Below are 17968 nucleotides of genomic sequence, written 5' to 3' on the forward strand. Positions count from 1 at the left end.
GCGCTGGCCGGAAACGGAAATGGCCTGGGCGGGGTACCCGTTCGGGCCACGGCTTCCGGCGCGACTGTCCGCCCACGTCGCGTACTCCCTGGCCGAGACGATGTGGCCGCACAGATCCGGAGCGGTATGGCAAGCCAGAATCGCCATCCCCCCGTTTGGGGCATTGGCATTGGCCGAATTTCGCCCACCATGACAGGAAACCGCCCGGCACGCGCCAATACCGTGCGCAAGCAGATCGCCATGCTGATGACGAAAATGCACTGCAACCGGCAGTCGGAACTGGTCAGGAAGGCAATCCTGGGCCAGGGATAGCGCGGTATTCGCCTCTGCAAGGGACCGCCAACAATCGGCAGCGACCGGCAATGACCGGCAATGACCGGCAACAATCGCTGCGGCAGCCGTATACTCTGCGCCAGAGGCCATGCCTCCCCGCGCGGCGCGTCTCCATGTGGTGCCTGCTACAGGAGCTGCCGGAGTTGCCGGAGCCGCCCGCGCATCACCGAATATCCAACAATATCCAATCAGTTACGGAGTCGCAGCATGCGCGTCGCATTCCTCGGGCTTGGCGTCATGGGTTTCCATATGGCCGGCCATCTTGCCGCCAAGGGCCATGAAGTCACCGTGTATAACCGCACCGCCGCCAAGGCGCAGGCCTGGGTCGCACAATTTGGCGGCAACGCGGCGGAAACACCGGCGCTGGCCGTCAGGCAGGCGGACGTGGTGTGCTCGTGCGTCGGCAACGACGACGACCTGCGCTCGGTGCTGATCGGCCCCGACGGCGCCTTCTTCACTGCGCCCACTGGCTGCATTTTCGTCGACCACACCACTGCCAGCGCCAATGTGGCGCGCGAGCTCTACGCGGCGGCGCGAGAGCGCGGCCTGCACTTTGTCGACGGCCCCGTATCGGGCGGCGAAGTCGGCGCGGAGAAAGGCATCCTGACCATCATGTGCGGCGGCGACGCCGAGGCCTATGCGCGCGCCGAGCCGGTGATCGGCGCGTATGCGCGTGCCGTGACGCGCGTCGGTGACGCAGGGGCCGGCCAGCTCGCCAAGATGGTCAACCAGATCAGCATCGCCGGGCTGATCCAGGGCCTGTCCGAAGCGATTGCATTCGGCGAGCGCGCCGGCCTCGACATGCGGCTGGTGCTCGACGTCATCAGCAAGGGCGCGGCCGGTTCCTGGCAGCTCGAGAACCGCGGCCCGACGATGATCGATAACAAGTTCGACTTCGGCTTCGCCGTGGACTGGATGCGCAAGGACCTGGGCCTTTGCCTCGACGAGGCGCGCCGCAACGGCGCCAGCCTGCCCGTCACCGCAATGGTCGACCAGTTCTATGCCGACCTGCAGCAAATGGGCTGCGGACGCTCGGACACCTCGTCGCTGATCAAGCGGCTGCGCCGCTTCTCCGCGGAATGAGCGATGCGGACGGCACCCGCGGCCGTCCGATAATTCCTACACCGCAATCGGCAAGCGCCTGAAAGGCCCGATGGATCGTCCTGCCTAAGCTGTAGTCAGGAGCACGGGTGGCTGGGGTCACCTGTGCACGGTACAGGAGATGACCATGTGGAAACTTGCAATCGCGCTGGTGATCAGCGCTGGCATGGGCCTGGCCGGCTGTACCGCGACGGGTGCGGTCGCCGGCGGCGTGGCGGGGCATGAACTGACGCACGGCAGCACCGCCGGCACCGTGGGTGGTGCCGTGGTGGGCGGCGTGGTGGGCCACGAACTGGGCAAGTAAGCCCTGGACCGGACGCCAGCCAAGCCCTCGCCCCAACGCCCGCTGCTCGCGCAGCGGGCGTTTGCATTGGTGCCGGGGCACCGTGACAAGGCCGGCTTCAGCGCTTTTGCACGCGCGCTGAAGAATTTTGTTACACGGTCCCGGCCGCCCGGATTCCCGCTTTATTCGGCTACGATAGGCGGGCAAGCCACATCTACCCGATCTCCATGACACCCGCCACGCCTCGCAAGCGCCTGTCCCCCATTCCCGCACGCAATGCCCGCCACTGGATCGGCGGCACGCTCGCTGCCTGGCTGCTGGCCTGCGCCGCAAGCGCCGGCGCACAGCCGCTATGGTTCGCCGGTGGACGGCCGACGCCCGACGCCCAACAGGCCGTGGCGGCGCTGGCCGGCGCCGAGGCGGACGGCCTGGCGCCGAAGGACTACGACGCCGACGGCCTGAAGCGCGCGCTGGCGCAGGCCGCCGCGAACCCGCAAGCGGCGCCGGACGCCGTGGAGAAACTCGACAACGCGCTCAGCGACGCCATGCGGCGCTACCTGTCGGACCTGCACAGCGGGCGCGTCGATCCGCGCAAGGTGCATGCCAATTTCACGCCGCCGGAGTCGGCGCTGTTCGAGCCCGACAGCTACCTGCGCGCCGCCGTGGCCAGCCATCGCCTGCCCGACGCCATCCGCGAAGCCGCGCCGTCCTTCCCGCTCTACGGCACGCTGCGCGATGCGCTGGCACGCTATCGCAAGCTCGCGGCGCAACCGGGCTGGGAACATCCGCTGCCGGGGCTGCCCGGCGGCAAGCTGGCGAGCGGACAGCCCTACAGCGGCATTGGCGAACTGGCTGCCCGCCTCAAGACGCTTGGCGACATGGCTGCCGACGCGCCCGTGCCGCAACGCTATTCGGGTGCGCTCGTGGGCAGCGTCAAGGCCTTCCAGTCGCGCCATGGCCTGGAGGCGGACGGCACGATCGGCGCCGCCACCCTGGCCCAGCTCAATACCCCTCCGGCGGCGCGCGTGCGCCAGATCGAGCTGATCATGGAGCGGCTGCGCTGGACCCCGCTCGCCGACGGCCCGCGCGTGATCGTGGTGAACATCCCCGAGTTCATGCTGCGCGCCTATGAGTACACGGACGGCAAGCTCGACATCAAGCTGGAGATGAAGGTCATCGTCGGCAAGGCGCTGGACACGCGCACGCCGCTGTTCAAGGAGGACATGCGCTACATCGAGTTCAGCCCGTACTGGAACGTGCCGCCATCGATCGCGCGCTCGGAGACCATTCCGCGACTGCGGCGCGATCCGGGGTACTTCACGCGCCAGGGCTTCGAGTTCGTCTCCAACGGCAAGGCCGTGACCACGCTCTCCGATGCCAACCTGGACGCCGTGCTGAACGGCCAGATGCGCATCCGCCAGCGCCCCGGCCCCATGAATGCGCTCGGCGACATCAAGTTCGTGTTCCCGAACAACCAGAACATCTACCTCCACCACACGCCCACGCCGCAACTGTTCAAGCGCGACCGGCGCGATTTCAGCCATGGCTGCATCCGCGTGGAAGAGCCCGTGGCGCTCGCGCAGTTCGTGCTCAAGGACATGCCGGGCTGGGACGAGGCACGCATCCGCCAGGCCATGACCAAGGGCCAGTCGAATACCGTGGCACTGCAGCAGCCGCTGCCGGTGGTGCTGGCCTATGGCACCGCCATCGCCCGCGCGGATGGCCGGGTATACTTCCTGCCTGACATTTACGGCCAGGACAAGCTGCTGGACCAGGCGCTGCGGCAGAACGCGGCGCGCCGGCCGGCCAGTGTGCCTGCCGCGGCACCGGCTACACCAGACGCCCTTGCCCGCCCCGCGCCAACGCAGAACCCGACATGAAACACTCTCGCAATCCTTCGCGCCGCCGCTTCCTGCAACACACCGGCGGCCTGGCGATTGGCGCCGGCCTGGCCGCGCTGTCGCCGCAATTGGCCTTGGCCAACGCGCCCGGCGCTCGCAGCCTGTCATTCGACCATACGCATACCGGCGAGCACTTGTCGCTGGTGTACGCGCTGGGCGAACAGGTGCTCCCGCAGGCACAGACCACGCTCAACCGCTTCCTGCGCGACCATTATTCCGGCCAAGTCGGCGTGATCGACCCGCAATTGTTTGGCTTGCTGTTTGACTTGCGCCGGACACTGGGCAGCGAGTCGCCGTTCCAGGTGATCTCGGGCTATCGCAGTCCCGTCACCAACGCGCGGCTACGCCGCACGGGCGGTGGCGGTGTCGCGAAGCACAGCCTGCATATGGACGGCAAGGCCATCGACATCCGCCTGCCCGGCGTGACGCTGGCGGACTTGCGCGATGCCGCCATGTCGCTCGGCGTTGGCGGTGTGGGCTTCTATGCGCAAGAGGATTTCGTGCACGTTGATACGGGGCGCGTGCGGCACTGGGGTTGAACTCCCGCACTGCTACGGCAAAAAACGCACCCGACTGCTGCTGTGCGCAGGAGGGGCTCATCGCTAGCCTTGAGTCTGGTCCACGCCTGCCGGCGTGGTAAGCCCAGAGCGATGCGAGACCAGCCCCCATGTACCTCTACGATTCCACCGACCAGCAACTGGTCGACGAGCGCGTTGCGCAGTTCACCGACCAGACCGCGCGCTTCCTGAACGGCGAGCTTTCGGAAGAAGAGTTCCGCGTACTGCGCCTGCAGAACGGCCTCTACATCCAGCGCCATGCGCCGATGCTGCGCGTTGCCATCCCTTACGGCATGCTGGTCTCGCGGCAGCTGCGCAAGCTTGCGGAAATCTCGCGGCGCTGGGATCGCGGCTATGGCCACTTCAGCACGCGCCAGAACATGCAGTTCAACTGGCCGCGCCTGGAAGACGCGCCGGCCATCCTGGCCGAGCTGGCCACGGTGCAGATGCACGCGATCCAGACCAGCGGCAACTGCATCCGCAACACCACTACCGACCACTTCGCCGGCATTGCGCCCGATGAGGTGGTGAACCCGCTGGTGTGGTGCGAAATCATCCGGCAGTGGTCCATGCTCCATCCCGAATTCGCCTACCTGCCGCGCAAGTTCAAGATCGCCGTGAGCGGCGCGAGCACGGACCGCGCCGCAGTGGGCGTGCACGACATCGGCCTGCAGGCAGTCGAGCGCGATGGCGAGACGGGCTTCCGCGTCTGGGTCGGTGGCGGCATGGGCCGCACGCCGATGGTCGGCAAGGAGATCGGCAAGTTCGTGCACTGGTCGGACCTGCTGACCTACCTGCAGGCCATCCTGCGCGTCTACAACCTGCATGGCCGCCGTGACAACAAGTACAAGGCACGCATCAAGATCCTCGTGAAAGACCTCACGCCGGAAGTCTTCGCGCAGCAAGTCGACGAACACTGGCAAGGCATTCGCGGCGGTCCCGATACGGTCGACGCCGCTTTCGTGCGCGAGATCGCCACGCGCTTCACCACCCCGGACTACGCGCCTTGCGCAGCCAACGACGAAGACCCGAACCCATCGCTTGCCGCAGCCGATCCTCGCTATGCGCGCTGGCTGCGCAGCAACGTGCATGCGCACCGCGTGCCTGGCTATGCCGCCGTCACGGTGTCGCGGAAGGCAACCGGCACGCCGCCCGGCGACATCACGGCCGACCAGATGGAAGCCGCGGCCGATCTCGCCGACCGCTACGGCAGCGGCGAACTGCGCGTCTCGCACGAACAGAACCTGATCATCGCCGACGTGCGCCGCACGCGCTTGCACGAACTGTGGCAGCAGTTGCAGACGTGGAACCTCGCCACACCCAATATCGGCTTGCTCACCAACATCATCGCGTGCCCGGGCGGAGACTTCTGCTCGCTCGCCAATGCGGTGTCGATTCCGCTGGCAGAAGCGATCCAGCAGCGCTTCGACGATCTCGACTATCTCTACGAGATCGGCGAACTGGACTTGAACATCTCCGGCTGCATCAACTCGTGCGGGCACCATCACGTTGGCCATATCGGCATCCTCGGCGTCGATAAGGCCGGTGAAGAGTGGTACCAGGTCACGATCGGCGGACGCCAGGGCGGGCCGTCCGGCGCGGCAATCGGGCGCATCATCGGGCCATCGTTTGCACGCGACGAGATTCCCGAGGTCATCGAGCTACTGATCCAGAGCTACCTGGCAATGCGCGACAGCGATGCAGAGCGCTTTATCGATGTGGTGGAGCGCGTCGGTTTCGAACCGTTCAAGACGGCGGTCTACCAGAACCCGGCGATCGCCCTGCGCCGGCAGCAGGCGGAGGCCGCCCGCGGCTGATGGATGGCACTCAGATCCGCGGGCCGGCCTCGTCGCGGCCGAGCCTGCGGATCACCGACACCATCCAGGCCGCCAACCCGGCTGCGGCAAAGACAACCAGCGCGCGTCCTGCCGCACCTTGCTGATCCGCCAGGTATACGCTGCAAAGCTGTTGCGGCGCGTCCTGGTAGAGCAGTCCCGCCACCAGTGTCATCGCGCTCCAGTTGATCGCGAAAAACGCCTGCAGCACGATGCCGGCACGCGCCCAGGACATACCGAGCGCGGCGCCGGCCACGATCATGCTCGCCACTTTCGCGACGGACCAGCGCACATCGAGCACGGCAAGATCCAGTGCGACCGGAAGCATCCAGTAGCTGGCGATGGCGGTGGCGGCCGCCAGCCCCGGCAAGCCGCGCCGGTTCCATGCAATGCCACGCGCAAACCGGCAGCACAACGCGGCCGCAACCATGCCGAGTGCCAGGAGCGATGGCAGTTCGATCGCCATATGCCGGAACATCGAGGCCTCCAGCCACCCGCGCAGCAGCGCCAGCACGGCCAGCGCCGCGCCGGGCAGCCAGACCACCGCGGGCCGCTCAGCGCCGCGCATGGACGATGTCGGCCAGCACCGCGTCCGGCCGGTCGATGTCGTAGGCGCGGGCCAGCCGGCCCTGCGCGTCGATGAGGAAATGCGCGGCATTGTGGACGTAATCGCCGCGGCCATCCGGCAGCACGACGACGCCGAACGCCTTCAGCAACGCCGGCAAGTCAGCGGCATCCGCTACCGTGGCCATGCGCCAGATGGCGGGATCGGCCCCCTGCTTGCGGCCATAAGCACTGAGTACCTCAGGCGTGTCACGGCCCGGATCGAAGCTGATGGCCAGCAGCTGGTAGCGCCCGGCAAGACCGCGCGCAATCAGCTGCGCCTGCAGGTAGGCTTGCCCTGACGCGCTGCTGCGGCAGACCGTGAGGCAATGTGTGTAGACAAAGGTGACCAGCGTCTGCCGTTGCGCATTGCCGATTCCGCGCAAGGGAAAGCGGCGTCCGGAGGGATCGGCCAGTTCGATATCCGGCAGCGCAACGGGGGCTCGCGCGAGGTCGAATTGCCTTGCACCGTCAGACGTCACCACGCGGAAGCCGCGTGTCGCGTGGGCAAAGGCGAACAGCGCCAGCGCGCTGACGAGGGCAGTCGCAACCAGCGTACCCCGCCAGCCGCCCGCCATCACTGCGCTCCGGCGAGCTTGTGCAGTTCGTCGCTATGCCACGGGTCCTTGCGAGATTCGCTCCATTTGCGGGCCGCCCCCACAGCTACCGCGTCGATGGCGGGCGCCTTGTTGCCCCACTGGCTGCGGATATGCGTGAGCACCGCGGCCAGTTCGGCATCGCCGAGTTGCTCCCCGAACGCGGGCATCGCGCCGTTATAGGTCGTTCCCAGGATCTCGATGGGCCCGGTCAGCCCGTGCAGCACGATCTGCGACAGCACCACCGGATCGCCCGTCACCAGCGGCGATCCGGCCAGCGGCGGGAAGACGCCGGGCAAGCCCTGGCCGGTGGCCTGGTGGCAGGCCTGGCAGTTGGCCGCGAACAGTTGCTTGCCGTCTGCCACGCGGGCGCCACCAGCGGCAGCGCCCTGGGCCAGCGCCTGCGCATCGCGCCGATCGCCAAGCTGGGCAAGGCCATCGGCGCGCTCGGTCCAGATATAGCTGGCGGCCCAGACCACCAGTCCGGCGACCAGGCCCAGCACGATCTTCGGCACCTGGTTGTGCTGCTCGTGCGGGTCGGCGTGTTCAGTCTTGTGGCTGCTTGGGGGCTTCATCTGCGGCATGGTTCTTCGTGGAGCTGGCGGCGAGTACGAGGCCCTTGGCCAGGCTCGCTTCGGTCGGGGTCAGGACGGGATAGGTGTGGCGCAGCCCGGTGAGGTAGGCCACCAGGTCCAGTGCCTGCGGCGTGGCGACCACGGCCTTCCCGGCCGGGGCGGCGCCGGGCGGCAGCGCAACGACGCGATCATCCTTGCCGACGGCGTCGCTGTCCTTGGTCTCGAACAGGAACGGATAGGCCGGCATGATGCTGCCCGGCACATACGCGCGCGGCTGGTACAGGTGCCCGAGGTGCCAGTCGGCACTGGGCTGGCGCACGCCGATATTGAACAGGTCGGGGCCGGTGCGCATGGTGCCGAGCAGCGGCGGGTCGTCATAGTGATAGTCCGCCGCGACCGAGGGCCGGCCCCAGCCGCGCTGCGCGTCGGCTATGCCCGCGCCCGTGGAGCTGGGCTGCTGGGTATGGCAGGCGATGCAGCCGTTGGCCATGTAGACCTGCCGGCCCCGCAATTGCGCGCTGGTGTAGGGCGCTAGTTCCTTCGGAGCGGGCACGTCCTTCAGTTGCAGGAAGGGCACCACGATCATGGCGCAGGTGGCCAGCGACAGCGTCACCATGGCGCCGCCTACGAGCTTCAGTTCGTTTTCCATCGTCGTCGATCGTCGTCGGTCATTCAGGCCAGGGATTCGGAAACCACGCGGTCGCCCTGCCGCAGCGTGGCCGGACGGAACGCCATCAGCGCGAAGTGGCAGGCAAACACCAGGTGGCCCAGTGTCATCAGTGCGCCGCCGATCGAGCGGCCCTGCAACCACGGCAGGGTCACCGCGACCGACTCCATGAATGGCCGCGCCGGGTTCAGCAGCGCCAACCCTTGCAGCACGCCGCCGATCGACAGCGTCACGAGGTAGATGGCAAACCCGCCAGCCACCAGCCAGAAATGCGCAGAAATCAGCGCCGGCTTCGGCCACGGCGCGTCGACGATGCGCGGCATGGCGAAGTAGATGCCGCCGAAGATCACCATCGACACGAAGCCATACATGCCCAGGTGCGCGTGCGCCACGGTGAAATGCGTGAAGTGCGTGATGGCGTTGAGCGAGCGCAGCGCCTCGAACGAGCCCTGCACCGAGGCCAGCGTGTACATGACCGCGCCGAGCACGATGAAGCGCAGCGTCGGCGAATGCTTCAGCACACCGAAATGGCCCTTGAGCGTCAGGTGCTGGTTCACCGAGAACGCCACCACGGGGATGATCATCATCACGCTCTGCACGATGGAAAGCGTGATCAGCCAGCCGGGAATGGGTCCGCCGATCAGGTGGTGCGCGCCGACCTGGCCGTAGAAGAACGCCAGCGTCCAGAAGCCCAGCAGCGACAGGTTGTACGACTGCACCGGCTTGCCGATGACCTTGGGCAGGAAGTAGTACACGGCGGCAATCGACAGCGGCGTGTAGAACAGCCCGAGCACGTTGTGGCCGAACCACCAGTTCATGGTCGCCTGTTCCACGCCGAAATGCACGCCCGGCACCTTGGCCACGATGTAAAGCACCGGGAACCAGAACAGCGCCGCGCCCATGTACCAGACCGAGACGTACAGGTGATGCACCTGCCGGCGCTGCAGCATCAGCACCAGCGGTACGCCGATCAGCATGCCGCCCACCGCGAACAGCAGGCCGATCTGCCACGGGATCTCGAGCCATTCCATGCCTGCGTTGATGCCGCTGGCAATCGCGCCCAGACCTGCCACCAGCCCCGCGTTCCAGATCAGCGTGCCGACCAAGGCAAAGCGGCCGCCGCTGAGCGGCGTGCGCAGCAGGCGCGGCATCATCCAGATCGCCAGGCCGAGCAGGCCCATCGGCGCCCAGCCATAGGCAACCGCGTTCAGGTGCAGCACGCGCATGCGGCCGAAGGACTGCCATGCCTGCGTGACCAGGAAGTCGGGCAAGTGCAGCTTGAGCGAGCTGACCAGCCCCGCAAAGGACGCGACCACCAGCCAGACCACGGCGCAACTCAGGAGCATCAGGGCTGGCAAGGCGCTGGAACGGTCGGCGCGGGCGCGCGCCGCCAGTTCTTCGGCAAGGTCGGCTTCGGGCGCCAAGGTCGCGCCGGACCCTGACGGGTCTTCGGGCCGCCCCACCTCGCCGCTGGCAAAGATAGTCCGGGCCCCGCTCGACTCCAGGTCAAAAAGGCCTTTCCTCAGGGACCAGATAAAGGCGAACAGGCCGCCGATCGACAGCAGGAAGGTGAGCAGCAGCAGGCTGGTGGGGTCCATGGCATGTGGGGGCGAAACCGGCGCGATCCGTGGTGGGCCGCATCCGGGAGTTGGCCGGCCAATGCTAGAGGCGTCGGCTCCGGCGCAACAGAAGCAAAACTGTCTGAAACGACCGGAGCAGAGGTTTCCTGGGGGCGGCCATTTGTCGCAATTCCGTCACGTCGACCCTGGAGCCACGTGGCGGGCCAGGAGACAACCTGGTACTTGCCCTCCGCGTCCATTACAGTTGACGCAATCGACAAAAGGACAAGATCAGATGACAACCGCCGGACGCCAGATGACACGCTATGAAGAACTGGCCGAGGACATCGCCCAGTCGATCCATGCCGGCGTACTGCGGCTGGGCGACCGCCTGCCGTCGGTGCGCCAGGCCAGCGCAGGCCGCGGCGTGAGCCAGTCGACCGTGTTCCAGGCCTATTACCTGCTCGAGGCGCGCGGCCTGATCCGGGCACGCGAGCGATCCGGGTATTACGTCGCCACGGGCTCGCGACAGTTGGCGCCTGAAGCGGAGACACCCTCCGCCCCGGCAGAGGAATCCGGCCCGATCGATGTCAGCGAACTGGTCTTCAAGGTGCTCGAATCGACCATGCGGCGCGACGTGGTGCCGTTCGGCTCGGCCTTCCCCAGTCCCCTGCTCTTTCCGCTGCAGCGGTTGGCCAAGACCATGGCCTCGACGGTGCAGAAGCTCGACCCGTGGAGCAGCGTGGACGACCTGACGCCCGGCAATGCGAGCCTGCGTCGCCAGATCGCGCTGCGCTACCTGGCCGACGGCCTGACCGTGCAGGCCGACGAGATCGTCGTTACCAACGGCGCGCTGGAGGCCCTGAACCTGTGCCTGATGGCCGTCACGCGCCCCGGCGATGCGGTGGTGATCGAAAGCCCCACGTTCTACGCGGCGCTGCAGGCGCTGGAGCGCTGCGGCCTGTCCGCGATCGAGGTGCCCACGCATCCGCGCGAGGGCATGGATCTCGGCGCGCTGGAGCAGGCCCTGGAGCGCCACCGCCCCAAGGCGTGCTGGCTGATGACCAATTTCCAGAACCCGCTCGGCTCGCTGATGCCAGACGCCAAGAAGCAGGCGCTGGTGGAACTGCTGGCGCGCTACGAGGTGCCGCTGATCGAAGACGATGTGTATGGCGAGCTTTACTTCGGCACGCGCCGCCCGACGCCGGCCAAGGCGTTCGACAAGGCCGGCCTGGTCATGCACTGCGCGTCGTTTTCAAAATGCCTGGCACCGGGCTACCGCGTGGGCTGGGCGGCGCCAGGCCACTTTGCGCGCGACGTTGCACGGCTCAAGCTGACCACTACGCTGGCCGGCTCGGCGCCCGCGCAGGCTGCCATTGCCGCCTACCTGGAAAAGGGTGGCTATGACCGCCACCTGCGCCAGCTGCGGCACGCGCTGATGCTGCGGCAGGACGCCGTCGCGCAGGCCGTGGCGCGCCACTTTCCGCCCGGGACACGCGCCACGCGGCCGGCGGGCGGCTATTTCCTGTGGATCGAACTGCCCGAAGGCACCGACACGCTGGCGCTGCACCAGCTCGCGCTGTCGCACGGCATCAGCATTGCGCCGGGGCCGATCTTTTCGGCGCGAGCGGGCTTCCGCAATTGCATGCGGCTCAACTACGGGCACGAGTGGGACAAGCGCGCCGAGACCGCGCTGGCCACGCTCGGCCGGCTGGCCGGTGCCGTAGCCAGCGCGCGGCCCTAGCCCTTGGTATCGGCTCGGCTATCGGCGCGGGAAGCCAGTGTCACTTGCTGGCAGGATCGTCCTTCGGATCCAGATAGTTGATGTCCAGCGGGCCGGTGCCGTGGATCTGCACGACCGTCTCGGTCTTGCTGAACGCGTAGTGATGGGCCTTGGCGGGCAGGTAGTGGAAGCCACCCGTTTTCAGGGCGTGGGCATGGCCCATGTCCATCTTGTCCCCGGCGCCCAGATAGAGCGTCCCGGAGATCACCGTCAGGTTCTCGGCCTGGCTATGCCAGTGGGGTGGCACCTTGTATCCGGCCGGTGTCTTGAGCCGGACGACGAACGGGCCGTCCTTGCCCGGGTCGCCATAGAGCACGGCAAGCTTCGCGCCCTTGGGCAGCGAAGGCGGCGCCTCGCCCCATTTCACCGTGCCGGGATTGATCATCTCCATGCCGGCCGCGGCCGGCTCCTGGGCGCTGGCCAGCCCGGCCGCAAGCGATGACGCGAGCGCCGCTGCCGCCAGCCAGGCAAGCTGCAAGCGATGGTCCGAAGAATGCGCTTTCATGGTCTTCTCCTTCTTGCATTGGCACCCGCCACGCGCGGCATGGCAGCCGCATCGCCACCCCGGGCAGTGCCTGAGACAATCGTAGTGCAGAAGGACGATGCCGACGCAGCCGGCAACAGTTCGGGCAGGCCCTGATCAGGCGGCCCGGTTCGGCGGATGCGGGTTGTTGCCGCCCGCCGACGCATGCAGGCGCCGCCAGACCAGCCGCGGCAGGCGCACCAGGCAGCCGGCCGTCAGCCGCAGGTGCATCCAGGCCAGCAGCAGGTTGTCGCGCAGATAGCGGAAATGGGAAACGCCGCCCGCGCTCCGATCAAAGTAGCGCACCGGCGCGTCGAGGTTGACGGGCCGCACGCCACGCCAGCACAGGCGCACGGCAACTTCGGGGTCGAAGTCGAAGCGGCGCATCCAGCGGCTTTCCCGCATCACGGCGCGCAGCGGCGCGATCGGATAGACGCGGAAGCCGTACAGCGAGTCGCCGACGCCTGCCCACAGCGTCTCCATGTCCGCCCAGAAATTGGACAGGCGGCGCCAGTACACGCGTTCGACCGGCGCGCTTGCGTCGAATACCGGCCGGCCAAGCACCATTGCGTCGGGCTCGCGCATCGACACCACCATGAACTCGCCGATCAGGTGCGCCGGGTGCTGGCCATCGGAGTCCATCACCAGCACATGGGTGAAGCCCTCCGCGGCGGCGGCCTCGATGCCGTGCATCACCGCGGCGCCCTTGCCATGGTTTTCCGGCAAGACGAGCACGCGCAGGCTGGAATCGTTCCGGGCCTGCTCCTGCAACCACGCCACGCTGTCGTCGGTGCTGCCATCCACCACCACCCAGACCGGACACCAGGCCTCGCGCGCCGCGCGCAGGGTCTGCCGCAGCATGGCGCCCGGGTTGTAGCTCGGGATCAGTACCAGATGGGTGGGAGACGGCACGGCCATGATTGCAGGATAGTCAGGCCATGCCGCCATTGACCGACAGCACCTGGCCGGTCACATAGGCGGCGGCATCGGAAGCGAGGTAGGCGACCATGCCTGCCACATCGTCCGGCGTGCCGGCGCGGCCGGCGGGTACCAGCTGGCGGATACGCTCGGCGGGGAACGCCAGCGCCGTCATGGGAGATTCGATCACGCCCGGCGCCACGGCATTGACCGTCACGCCGCGCGACGCCATCTCCATCGCCAGCGAACGCGTGGCGCCGATCAGGCCGGCCTTGGCCGCGGCATAGTTGGCTTGCCCGCGGTTGCCCATCACGCCCGCCACCGAGGCCATATTGATGATGCGGCCCCAGCGCGTGCGCATCATCGGCATCAGCAGCGGCTGGGTGACGTGGAAGAAGCCGTGCAGCGAGACATCGATCACGCGGCGCCACTGTTCGCGGCTCATGCCGAGCAGCGGCGCATCGTCATGGATGCCGGCGTTGTTGACCAGGATCTGCACCGTACCGTGCGACAGGATGCCCTGCAGCGCTGCTTCGGTGGCATCGGCGTCGGTCACGTCGAAGGCAATGGCGGTGGAAGCGCCGCCCGCCGCACGGATGGCAGCGGCCACGGCTTCCGCCGGTTCCAGATTGCGGTTGGCGTGTACCCAGACCTCATGTCCGGCGCGCGCCAGCGCCTGGCTGATGGCGCTGCCGATGGCACCGCTCGCGCCGGTGACCAGCGCCACCCTGCGCATGACTTGCGGCGTGCCTTCTTGCGCCATGTGCTGCTCCCCTGTCTGGCGGATTTCCAGTTGCGCCGCGCTCAGCGCGTGCGGTTGGCCGCGACATAGTCGGCCAGGCTGCCCAGCGAAGCGAAGATCGTCTTGTTGTCGGGATTGTCCGAGCGCAATTCCACGCCGTACTTGCGGGATACCAGCAGCGCAATTTCAAGGATGTCGATGGAATCGAGGCCGAAGCCTTCGCCATACAGCGGCGTTTCGGCCGTGACTTCATCCAGTTTAAGGTCCGCGATATCGAGTTCGCCGATGATCAGGCTGGCGAGTTCCGTTTGGAGTTCGTTCATGTTTGTCAGGGTCTTCTTCCCCGCCACAAAAAAGGCGCCGGAAGATGGCGGGGCGATGCTACCAAAGCGCGGCACATCGCACTACCTACGAGAAGTTTAGTAACAACATTGGAGCGACTTTGCTGAAACATCCCTGCGCCCGCCGGGTCTTTTAAGGTATAAAACGTTCGCCTCGCCGTCCGGGCGCGCCGGAAACTACCCGAAGTGCCGGTTCGGTGGCAGAAAAAGAGTATTTTGCACCACAATAACCCCTCAATGCCTTCGAGCCACCTTCCCCACCCCGCTGCAACGTCTTCCGACGCCACGCCGCTGACGCAGCGCGTCGGCTGGATTGCCGCGCCCGTGGGTTTCCTGGCCTATGAGTCGGCTCTTCATCACGCCGCGCACACGCCGGGCGCCGAAGTCGGGGCGCTGATGCTGGGCCTGACGCCATTCGGGCTGATTGCCCTGGCCGCCGCCTGGCGCTGTGCCCGGCGCCTGCCCTGGCTGATCCTTCTGGCCGCTTGCGGCATCGCCCTGTGGGTCGGCCGCATGCCATTGGCCGCCCATTTCGGCTGGACTTACTTCCTGCAGCACTTTGGCGCGAACCTCGCGCTCGCCGCGATGTTCGGCCGTACGCTGCGCCGCGGCGGCACGCCGCTGTGCACCGAGTTCGCGGCGGCCGTGCATGGGCCGCTGACGCCCGACATGCGGCATTACACGAAGCGTGTCACGCAGGCCTGGACGCTGTTTTTCGCGCTGACTGCGGCCGTATCGCTGATCCTGTTCGCCCTGGCGCCGATGCCCGCCTGGTCGACCTTCGCCAACCTCGGCACGCCCTTGCTGGTCGCGCTGATGTTCGTAGCCGAGGCCGCATGCCGGCGCGCCTTGCTGCCGGCGGCGAAGCATACCGGCGTGCTCGATGCCGTGCGCGGCTACCGGGCGGTCATGGCCGAGCGCGCCAGCCGTGCCAGCGCGTCGCACTGAGCGCGGGTTGCCCATGACCACGTTCCCACTGCTTTCGCACCCGTCACCGGACAGCGTCGTCGCGCTCACGAGCGGGCAGGCCATCACGGCCAGCCGGTTCCTGGCCGACGTCAACGCGCTGGCCGCACGGTTGCCTGCCGGCCATCATGTCTTCAATGCGTGCGCCGACCGCTACCGCTTCGCGGTCGGCCTCTGCGCCGCGCTGCTGTGCGGCAAGGTCAGCCTGCTGCCGCCGTCGCAGACGCCGGACATGGTGCGGCAGCTGGCGGCCTTCGCGCCTGACGTGTTCTGCCTGCATGACGACGCCGATTGCGACGTGGCGCTGCCCCGCTTCTTCTATGCCGCCGCGGACGACCGCACGCCACCTGCTGCGCAACCCGCCATCCCCGAGATCCCCGCCGATCGCCTGATGGCCTACGTGTTCACGTCCGGCTCGACCGGCCAGCCCGTCGCGCACGCCAAGACCTGGGGCGCGATGGTACGCGGCGCCCGCGCCACGGCGCAGCGCCTCGGGCTGCTCGATGGCCGCGCCTGGACCCTGGTCGGTACGCTGCCGCCGCAGCACATGTTCGGCCTGGAAGCCACCGTCATGCTGGCGCTGCAAGGCGGCGCGGCACTGGCCTCGGCCCCGGCCTTCTATCCGGCCGATATCCGCGCCGCCCTGCATGCCGCACCGCGGCCACGCACACTGGTGACTTCGCCGGTGCACCTGCGCGCGCTGCTGCAGGCAGCCGGCGATCTGCCGCCGGCCGACCTGGTGCTCTGCGCCACCGCGCCGCTGGGCCGTGCCCTGGCGCGACAGGCGCGGACCGGCCTGGCGGCGCCTGTGCTGGAGATCTATGGCAGTACCGAGACCGGCGCGCTTGCCACGCGCGCGACGGCCGACACCGAGGCCTGGACGCTGCTGCCGGGCATCACGCTGGACAACCGTCCCGAACCTTCCGCCGACACCGGCTCCGCAATCGTGACGTGGGCCGCGGGCGGCCACATCGACCAGCCCGTCGCGCTCGGCGATGCCATCGAACCGATCGACGCCACGCGTTTCCGGCTTCATGGCCGCAAAGCCGACATGATCAAGATCGCGGGCAAGCGCACTTCGCTTGCCTACCTGAACCAGCAGCTCATGAGCATCGAAGGCGTGCAGGACGGCACCTTCTTCCTGCCCGACGACGTCCACGAAGACGAGGCCGCCGGCCGCGTGGTGCGCCTGGTGGCGCTGGCCGTGGCCCCTGGCATGGCGCCCACAAGGATCCTGCACGCGCTGCGCGGGCGCATCGATGCCGCCTTCCTGCCGCGCCCGCTTTGCGTGGTCGACCAGCTGCCGCGCAACGCCGCGGGCAAGCTGCCGCGCGAAGCGCTGGCGCCGCTGGTCGCGGCCCAGCTTGCGCAACGCCATGCACCGGGTTTTGTGATCGATGCCGGGCACCCGGCCTTGGCCGGCCACTTCCCGGGCAACCCCGTGGTGCCGGGCGTCGTGCTGCTGGACCATGCAATCCTGCAGATCGGCGCGGCGCTGGGGCGCCCGGTGGCGGTCAGCCAGGTCGGCACGGTCAAGTTCCTCAGCCCGGTCCGGCCCGGTGAACGCGTCGAGGTGGATCACCAGTGGCAAGCCGAAGCGTCCGGCGCCAGCCCGGCCTCCCTCCGCTTTACGCTGCGCGCGAGCGGACGCGATGTGGCCAGCGGCACGCTGACCATGCGGGCAGCCCAGGGCCGACAGGAGGCATCGCCATGCTGACCTGGTTGCGCAAGGCACAGCCGCTGGACGCCAACTGGTCCAGCCGCGAGGAACGCAGCAACGTCACGCTGTTGCGCATCATGACGTGGATCTCGCTGGCGCTCGGCCGTCCGGTCGGACGCGTGGTGCTGCGGCTGATCGCAGCTTATTTCACGCTGTGCTCGCCGGCGGCGCGCCATGCATCGCGCGCCTACATGGACCGCGCGCTCGGCCGCGAGGCCGGCTGGATCGACGGCTTCCGCCACGTCTTCACGTTCGCGTCGACGATCCACGACCGCATCTACCTGCTCAACGGACGCTTCGACCTGTTCGACATCCGCCTGCACGGCGAGAAGCAGCTCGAAGAGACCATTGCGCGCGGCCAGGGCGCGTTCCTGCTCGGCGCGCACCTGGGCAGCTTCGAAGTGATCCGCGCGATGGGCCGCCAGCATCCGGACATGCGCGTCGCGATCACCATGTACGAAGAGAACGCCCACAAGCTCAACGACGTGCTGCAGTCGATCAACCCGGCCATGCGGCGCGACATGATCACGCTCGGCAAGGTCGACGCCATGCTCAAGGTGCGCGACTACCTCGACCGCGGCTACATGATCGGCATGCTGGCCGACCGCACGCTGTCGCAGCGCGCCACCGACCCGGTCCAGCAGTGCGATTTCCTCGGCGCGCCGACAGGTTTCCCGACCGGGCCGCTGCGCATGGCGGCGATGCTGCGCCGGCCCGTGTTCTTTATCACGGGGCTGTATCGCGGCGGCAATCGCTATGATGTGCACTTCGTGCGGCTGGCCGATTTCTCGCAGGTTCCGCGCGGGCGCCGCGAGGCCGAGGTACAGGGTGCGCTGCAGCGCTACGTCGCGCTGCTCGAACAGTTCTGCCGCAGCGCGCCCTATAACTGGTTCAACTTCTACGACTTTTGGCACGCCGGCCCGCCGCTGTCCGAGCAGCCGCCGCCCGGCAACGAGCCCTGACCC

General features: G+C 67.8%; 19 protein-coding genes. 10 read left to right on the forward strand and 9 right to left on the reverse strand.

Annotated features, from left to right (window positions below; genetic code table 11):
• Positions 1–189 precede the first annotated feature (189 nt).
• The 6 genes from ACIGJB_RS23900 to ACIGJB_RS23925 all read left to right on the forward strand — a co-directional run bounded on the left by ACIGJB_RS23900 (position 190) and on the right by ACIGJB_RS23925 (position 5992).
• Positions 190–312: a hypothetical protein gene (locus tag ACIGJB_RS23900; protein ID WP_483732468.1), complete on the forward strand. Its 123-nt coding sequence runs from the start codon at positions 190–192 to the stop codon at positions 310–312.
• Positions 313–540: 228 nt separating this feature from the next.
• Positions 541–1416 (forward strand): NAD(P)-dependent oxidoreductase, encoded by an 876-nt coding sequence (locus ACIGJB_RS23905; RefSeq protein ID WP_483732469.1) that lies wholly within the window; start codon positions 541–543, stop codon positions 1414–1416.
• 145 nt (positions 1417–1561) lie between these two features.
• A complete protein-coding gene (locus ACIGJB_RS23910; RefSeq protein ID WP_211946512.1) occupies positions 1562–1738 on the forward strand; it encodes a glycine zipper 2TM domain-containing protein in 177 nt (58 codons plus the stop codon).
• Between the two features lie 206 nt (positions 1739–1944).
• The gene (locus ACIGJB_RS23915) at positions 1945–3597 is read left to right on the forward strand and encodes a L,D-transpeptidase family protein (RefSeq protein ID WP_483732470.1); all 1653 of its coding nucleotides are present in this window, start codon (positions 1945–1947) and stop codon (positions 3595–3597) included.
• Entirely contained in the window at positions 3594–4157 is a 564-nt protein-coding gene (locus ACIGJB_RS23920; protein ID WP_483732471.1) for a YcbK family protein, read from the forward strand. Before ACIGJB_RS23915 ends, ACIGJB_RS23920 begins: the two co-directional genes overlap by 4 nt.
• Before the next feature lie 128 nt (positions 4158–4285).
• Positions 4286–5992 (forward strand): nitrite/sulfite reductase, encoded by a 1707-nt coding sequence (locus ACIGJB_RS23925; protein ID WP_483732472.1) that lies wholly within the window; start codon positions 4286–4288, stop codon positions 5990–5992.
• 10 nt (positions 5993–6002) lie between these two features.
• On the opposite strand, the gene ACIGJB_RS23930 is transcribed toward ACIGJB_RS23925, so the two are convergent.
• The 5 genes from ACIGJB_RS23930 to ACIGJB_RS23950 are packed head-to-tail and all read right to left on the reverse strand — an operon-like array spanning position 6003 to position 10049.
• Positions 6003–6578, reverse strand: a complete 576-nt coding sequence (locus ACIGJB_RS23930) for a hypothetical protein (RefSeq protein ID WP_483732473.1) — start codon at positions 6576–6578, stop codon at positions 6003–6005.
• Positions 6565–7191: an SCO family protein gene (locus ACIGJB_RS23935; protein WP_483732474.1), complete on the reverse strand. Its 627-nt coding sequence runs from the start codon at positions 7189–7191 to the stop codon at positions 6565–6567. The genes ACIGJB_RS23930 and ACIGJB_RS23935 overlap by 14 nt, the downstream gene beginning before the upstream one ends.
• The gene (locus tag ACIGJB_RS23940) at positions 7191–7793 is read right to left on the reverse strand and encodes a c-type cytochrome (protein ID WP_483732475.1); all 603 of its coding nucleotides are present in this window, start codon (positions 7791–7793) and stop codon (positions 7191–7193) included. Before ACIGJB_RS23940 ends, ACIGJB_RS23935 begins: the two co-directional genes overlap by 1 nt.
• Positions 7756–8433 (reverse strand): cbb3-type cytochrome c oxidase subunit II, encoded by a 678-nt coding sequence (locus ACIGJB_RS23945; protein WP_483732476.1) that lies wholly within the window; start codon positions 8431–8433, stop codon positions 7756–7758. Before ACIGJB_RS23945 ends, ACIGJB_RS23940 begins: the two co-directional genes overlap by 38 nt.
• A gap of 23 nt (positions 8434–8456) precedes the next feature.
• The gene (locus ACIGJB_RS23950; protein ID WP_483732477.1) at positions 8457–10049 is read right to left on the reverse strand and encodes a cbb3-type cytochrome c oxidase subunit I; all 1593 of its coding nucleotides are present in this window, start codon (positions 10047–10049) and stop codon (positions 8457–8459) included.
• Positions 10050–10326: 277 nt separating this feature from the next.
• Here ACIGJB_RS23950 and ACIGJB_RS23955 point away from each other — a divergent pair, with 277 nt between their 5' ends.
• The gene (locus tag ACIGJB_RS23955) at positions 10327–11754 is read left to right on the forward strand and encodes an aminotransferase-like domain-containing protein (protein ID WP_483734648.1); all 1428 of its coding nucleotides are present in this window, start codon (positions 10327–10329) and stop codon (positions 11752–11754) included.
• A 40-nt stretch (positions 11755–11794) separates the two neighbouring features.
• Here the strand turns inward: ACIGJB_RS23955 and ACIGJB_RS23960 are convergent, their stop codons facing one another.
• From ACIGJB_RS23960 to ACIGJB_RS23975, 4 genes are all read right to left on the reverse strand, one after another.
• The gene (locus tag ACIGJB_RS23960; RefSeq protein ID WP_483732478.1) at positions 11795–12298 is read right to left on the reverse strand and encodes a cupin domain-containing protein; all 504 of its coding nucleotides are present in this window, start codon (positions 12296–12298) and stop codon (positions 11795–11797) included.
• A 135-nt stretch (positions 12299–12433) separates the two neighbouring features.
• The gene (locus ACIGJB_RS23965; RefSeq protein ID WP_483732479.1) at positions 12434–13264 is read right to left on the reverse strand and encodes a glycosyltransferase family 2 protein; all 831 of its coding nucleotides are present in this window, start codon (positions 13262–13264) and stop codon (positions 12434–12436) included.
• Positions 13248–13997, reverse strand: coding sequence for a 3-oxoacyl-ACP reductase FabG (gene fabG, locus ACIGJB_RS23970; RefSeq protein ID WP_483732480.1), 750 nt, complete (start codon positions 13995–13997; stop codon positions 13248–13250). The genes ACIGJB_RS23965 and fabG overlap by 17 nt, the downstream gene beginning before the upstream one ends.
• A 41-nt stretch (positions 13998–14038) precedes the next feature.
• On the reverse strand, positions 14039–14299 hold the full coding sequence (locus ACIGJB_RS23975) for a phosphopantetheine-binding protein (RefSeq protein WP_483711837.1): 261 nt from the start codon (positions 14297–14299) through the stop codon (positions 14039–14041).
• A 255-nt stretch (positions 14300–14554) separates the two neighbouring features.
• On the opposite strand from ACIGJB_RS23975, the gene ACIGJB_RS23980 reads away from it, so the two are divergent.
• From ACIGJB_RS23980 to ACIGJB_RS23990, 3 genes are read left to right on the forward strand one after another with little or no spacing between them, the layout of a single operon-like run.
• Complete coding sequence (locus tag ACIGJB_RS23980; protein WP_483732481.1) at positions 14555–15265, forward strand: COG4648 family protein; 711 nt, start codon at positions 14555–14557, stop codon at positions 15263–15265.
• 13 nt (positions 15266–15278) lie between these two features.
• Positions 15279–17000 (forward strand): AMP-binding protein, encoded by a 1722-nt coding sequence (locus ACIGJB_RS23985; protein ID WP_483732482.1) that lies wholly within the window; start codon positions 15279–15281, stop codon positions 16998–17000.
• The gene (locus ACIGJB_RS23990) at positions 16994–17965 is read left to right on the forward strand and encodes an LpxL/LpxP family acyltransferase (RefSeq protein WP_483732483.1); all 972 of its coding nucleotides are present in this window, start codon (positions 16994–16996) and stop codon (positions 17963–17965) included. Before ACIGJB_RS23985 ends, ACIGJB_RS23990 begins: the two co-directional genes overlap by 7 nt.
• Positions 17966–17968 lie beyond the last annotated feature (3 nt).

Source organism: Cupriavidus sp. C2SS-8b (genome assembly GCF_057073745.1).

Excerpts from the sequence above, each read along its gene's own strand:
- ACIGJB_RS23925 (WP_483732472.1), top strand. The coding sequence starts at position 4,286 with ATGTACCTCTACGATTCCACCGACCAGCAACTGGTCGACGAGCGCGTT.
- ACIGJB_RS23930 (WP_483732473.1), bottom strand. The coding sequence starts at position 6,578 with ATGCGCGGCGCTGAGCGGCCCGCGGTGGTCTGGCTGCCCGGCGCGGCG.
- ACIGJB_RS23950 (WP_483732477.1), bottom strand. The coding sequence starts at position 10,049 with ATGGACCCCACCAGCCTGCTGCTGCTCACCTTCCTGCTGTCGATCGGC.
- ACIGJB_RS23985 (WP_483732482.1), top strand. The coding sequence starts at position 15,279 with ATGACCACGTTCCCACTGCTTTCGCACCCGTCACCGGACAGCGTCGTC.
- ACIGJB_RS23900 (WP_483732468.1), top strand. The coding sequence starts at position 190 with ATGACAGGAAACCGCCCGGCACGCGCCAATACCGTGCGCAAGCAGATC.
- fabG (WP_483732480.1), bottom strand. The coding sequence starts at position 13,997 with ATGGCGCAAGAAGGCACGCCGCAAGTCATGCGCAGGGTGGCGCTGGTC.
- ACIGJB_RS23980 (WP_483732481.1), top strand. The coding sequence starts at position 14,555 with ATGCCTTCGAGCCACCTTCCCCACCCCGCTGCAACGTCTTCCGACGCC.
- ACIGJB_RS23920 (WP_483732471.1), top strand. The coding sequence starts at position 3,594 with ATGAAACACTCTCGCAATCCTTCGCGCCGCCGCTTCCTGCAACACACC.
- ACIGJB_RS23905 (WP_483732469.1), top strand. The coding sequence starts at position 541 with ATGCGCGTCGCATTCCTCGGGCTTGGCGTCATGGGTTTCCATATGGCC.
- ACIGJB_RS23915 (WP_483732470.1), top strand. The coding sequence starts at position 1,945 with ATGACACCCGCCACGCCTCGCAAGCGCCTGTCCCCCATTCCCGCACGC.
- ACIGJB_RS23960 (WP_483732478.1), bottom strand. The coding sequence starts at position 12,298 with ATGAAAGCGCATTCTTCGGACCATCGCTTGCAGCTTGCCTGGCTGGCG.
- ACIGJB_RS23910 (WP_211946512.1), top strand. The coding sequence starts at position 1,562 with ATGTGGAAACTTGCAATCGCGCTGGTGATCAGCGCTGGCATGGGCCTG.
- ACIGJB_RS23965 (WP_483732479.1), bottom strand. The coding sequence starts at position 13,264 with ATGGCGGCATGGCCTGACTATCCTGCAATCATGGCCGTGCCGTCTCCC.
- ACIGJB_RS23945 (WP_483732476.1), bottom strand. The coding sequence starts at position 8,433 with ATGGAAAACGAACTGAAGCTCGTAGGCGGCGCCATGGTGACGCTGTCG.
- ACIGJB_RS23935 (WP_483732474.1), bottom strand. The coding sequence starts at position 7,191 with ATGGCGGGCGGCTGGCGGGGTACGCTGGTTGCGACTGCCCTCGTCAGC.
- ACIGJB_RS23940 (WP_483732475.1), bottom strand. The coding sequence starts at position 7,793 with ATGCCGCAGATGAAGCCCCCAAGCAGCCACAAGACTGAACACGCCGAC.
- ACIGJB_RS23955 (WP_483734648.1), top strand. The coding sequence starts at position 10,327 with ATGACACGCTATGAAGAACTGGCCGAGGACATCGCCCAGTCGATCCAT.
- ACIGJB_RS23975 (WP_483711837.1), bottom strand. The coding sequence starts at position 14,299 with ATGAACGAACTCCAAACGGAACTCGCCAGCCTGATCATCGGCGAACTC.
- ACIGJB_RS23990 (WP_483732483.1), top strand. The coding sequence starts at position 16,994 with ATGCTGACCTGGTTGCGCAAGGCACAGCCGCTGGACGCCAACTGGTCC.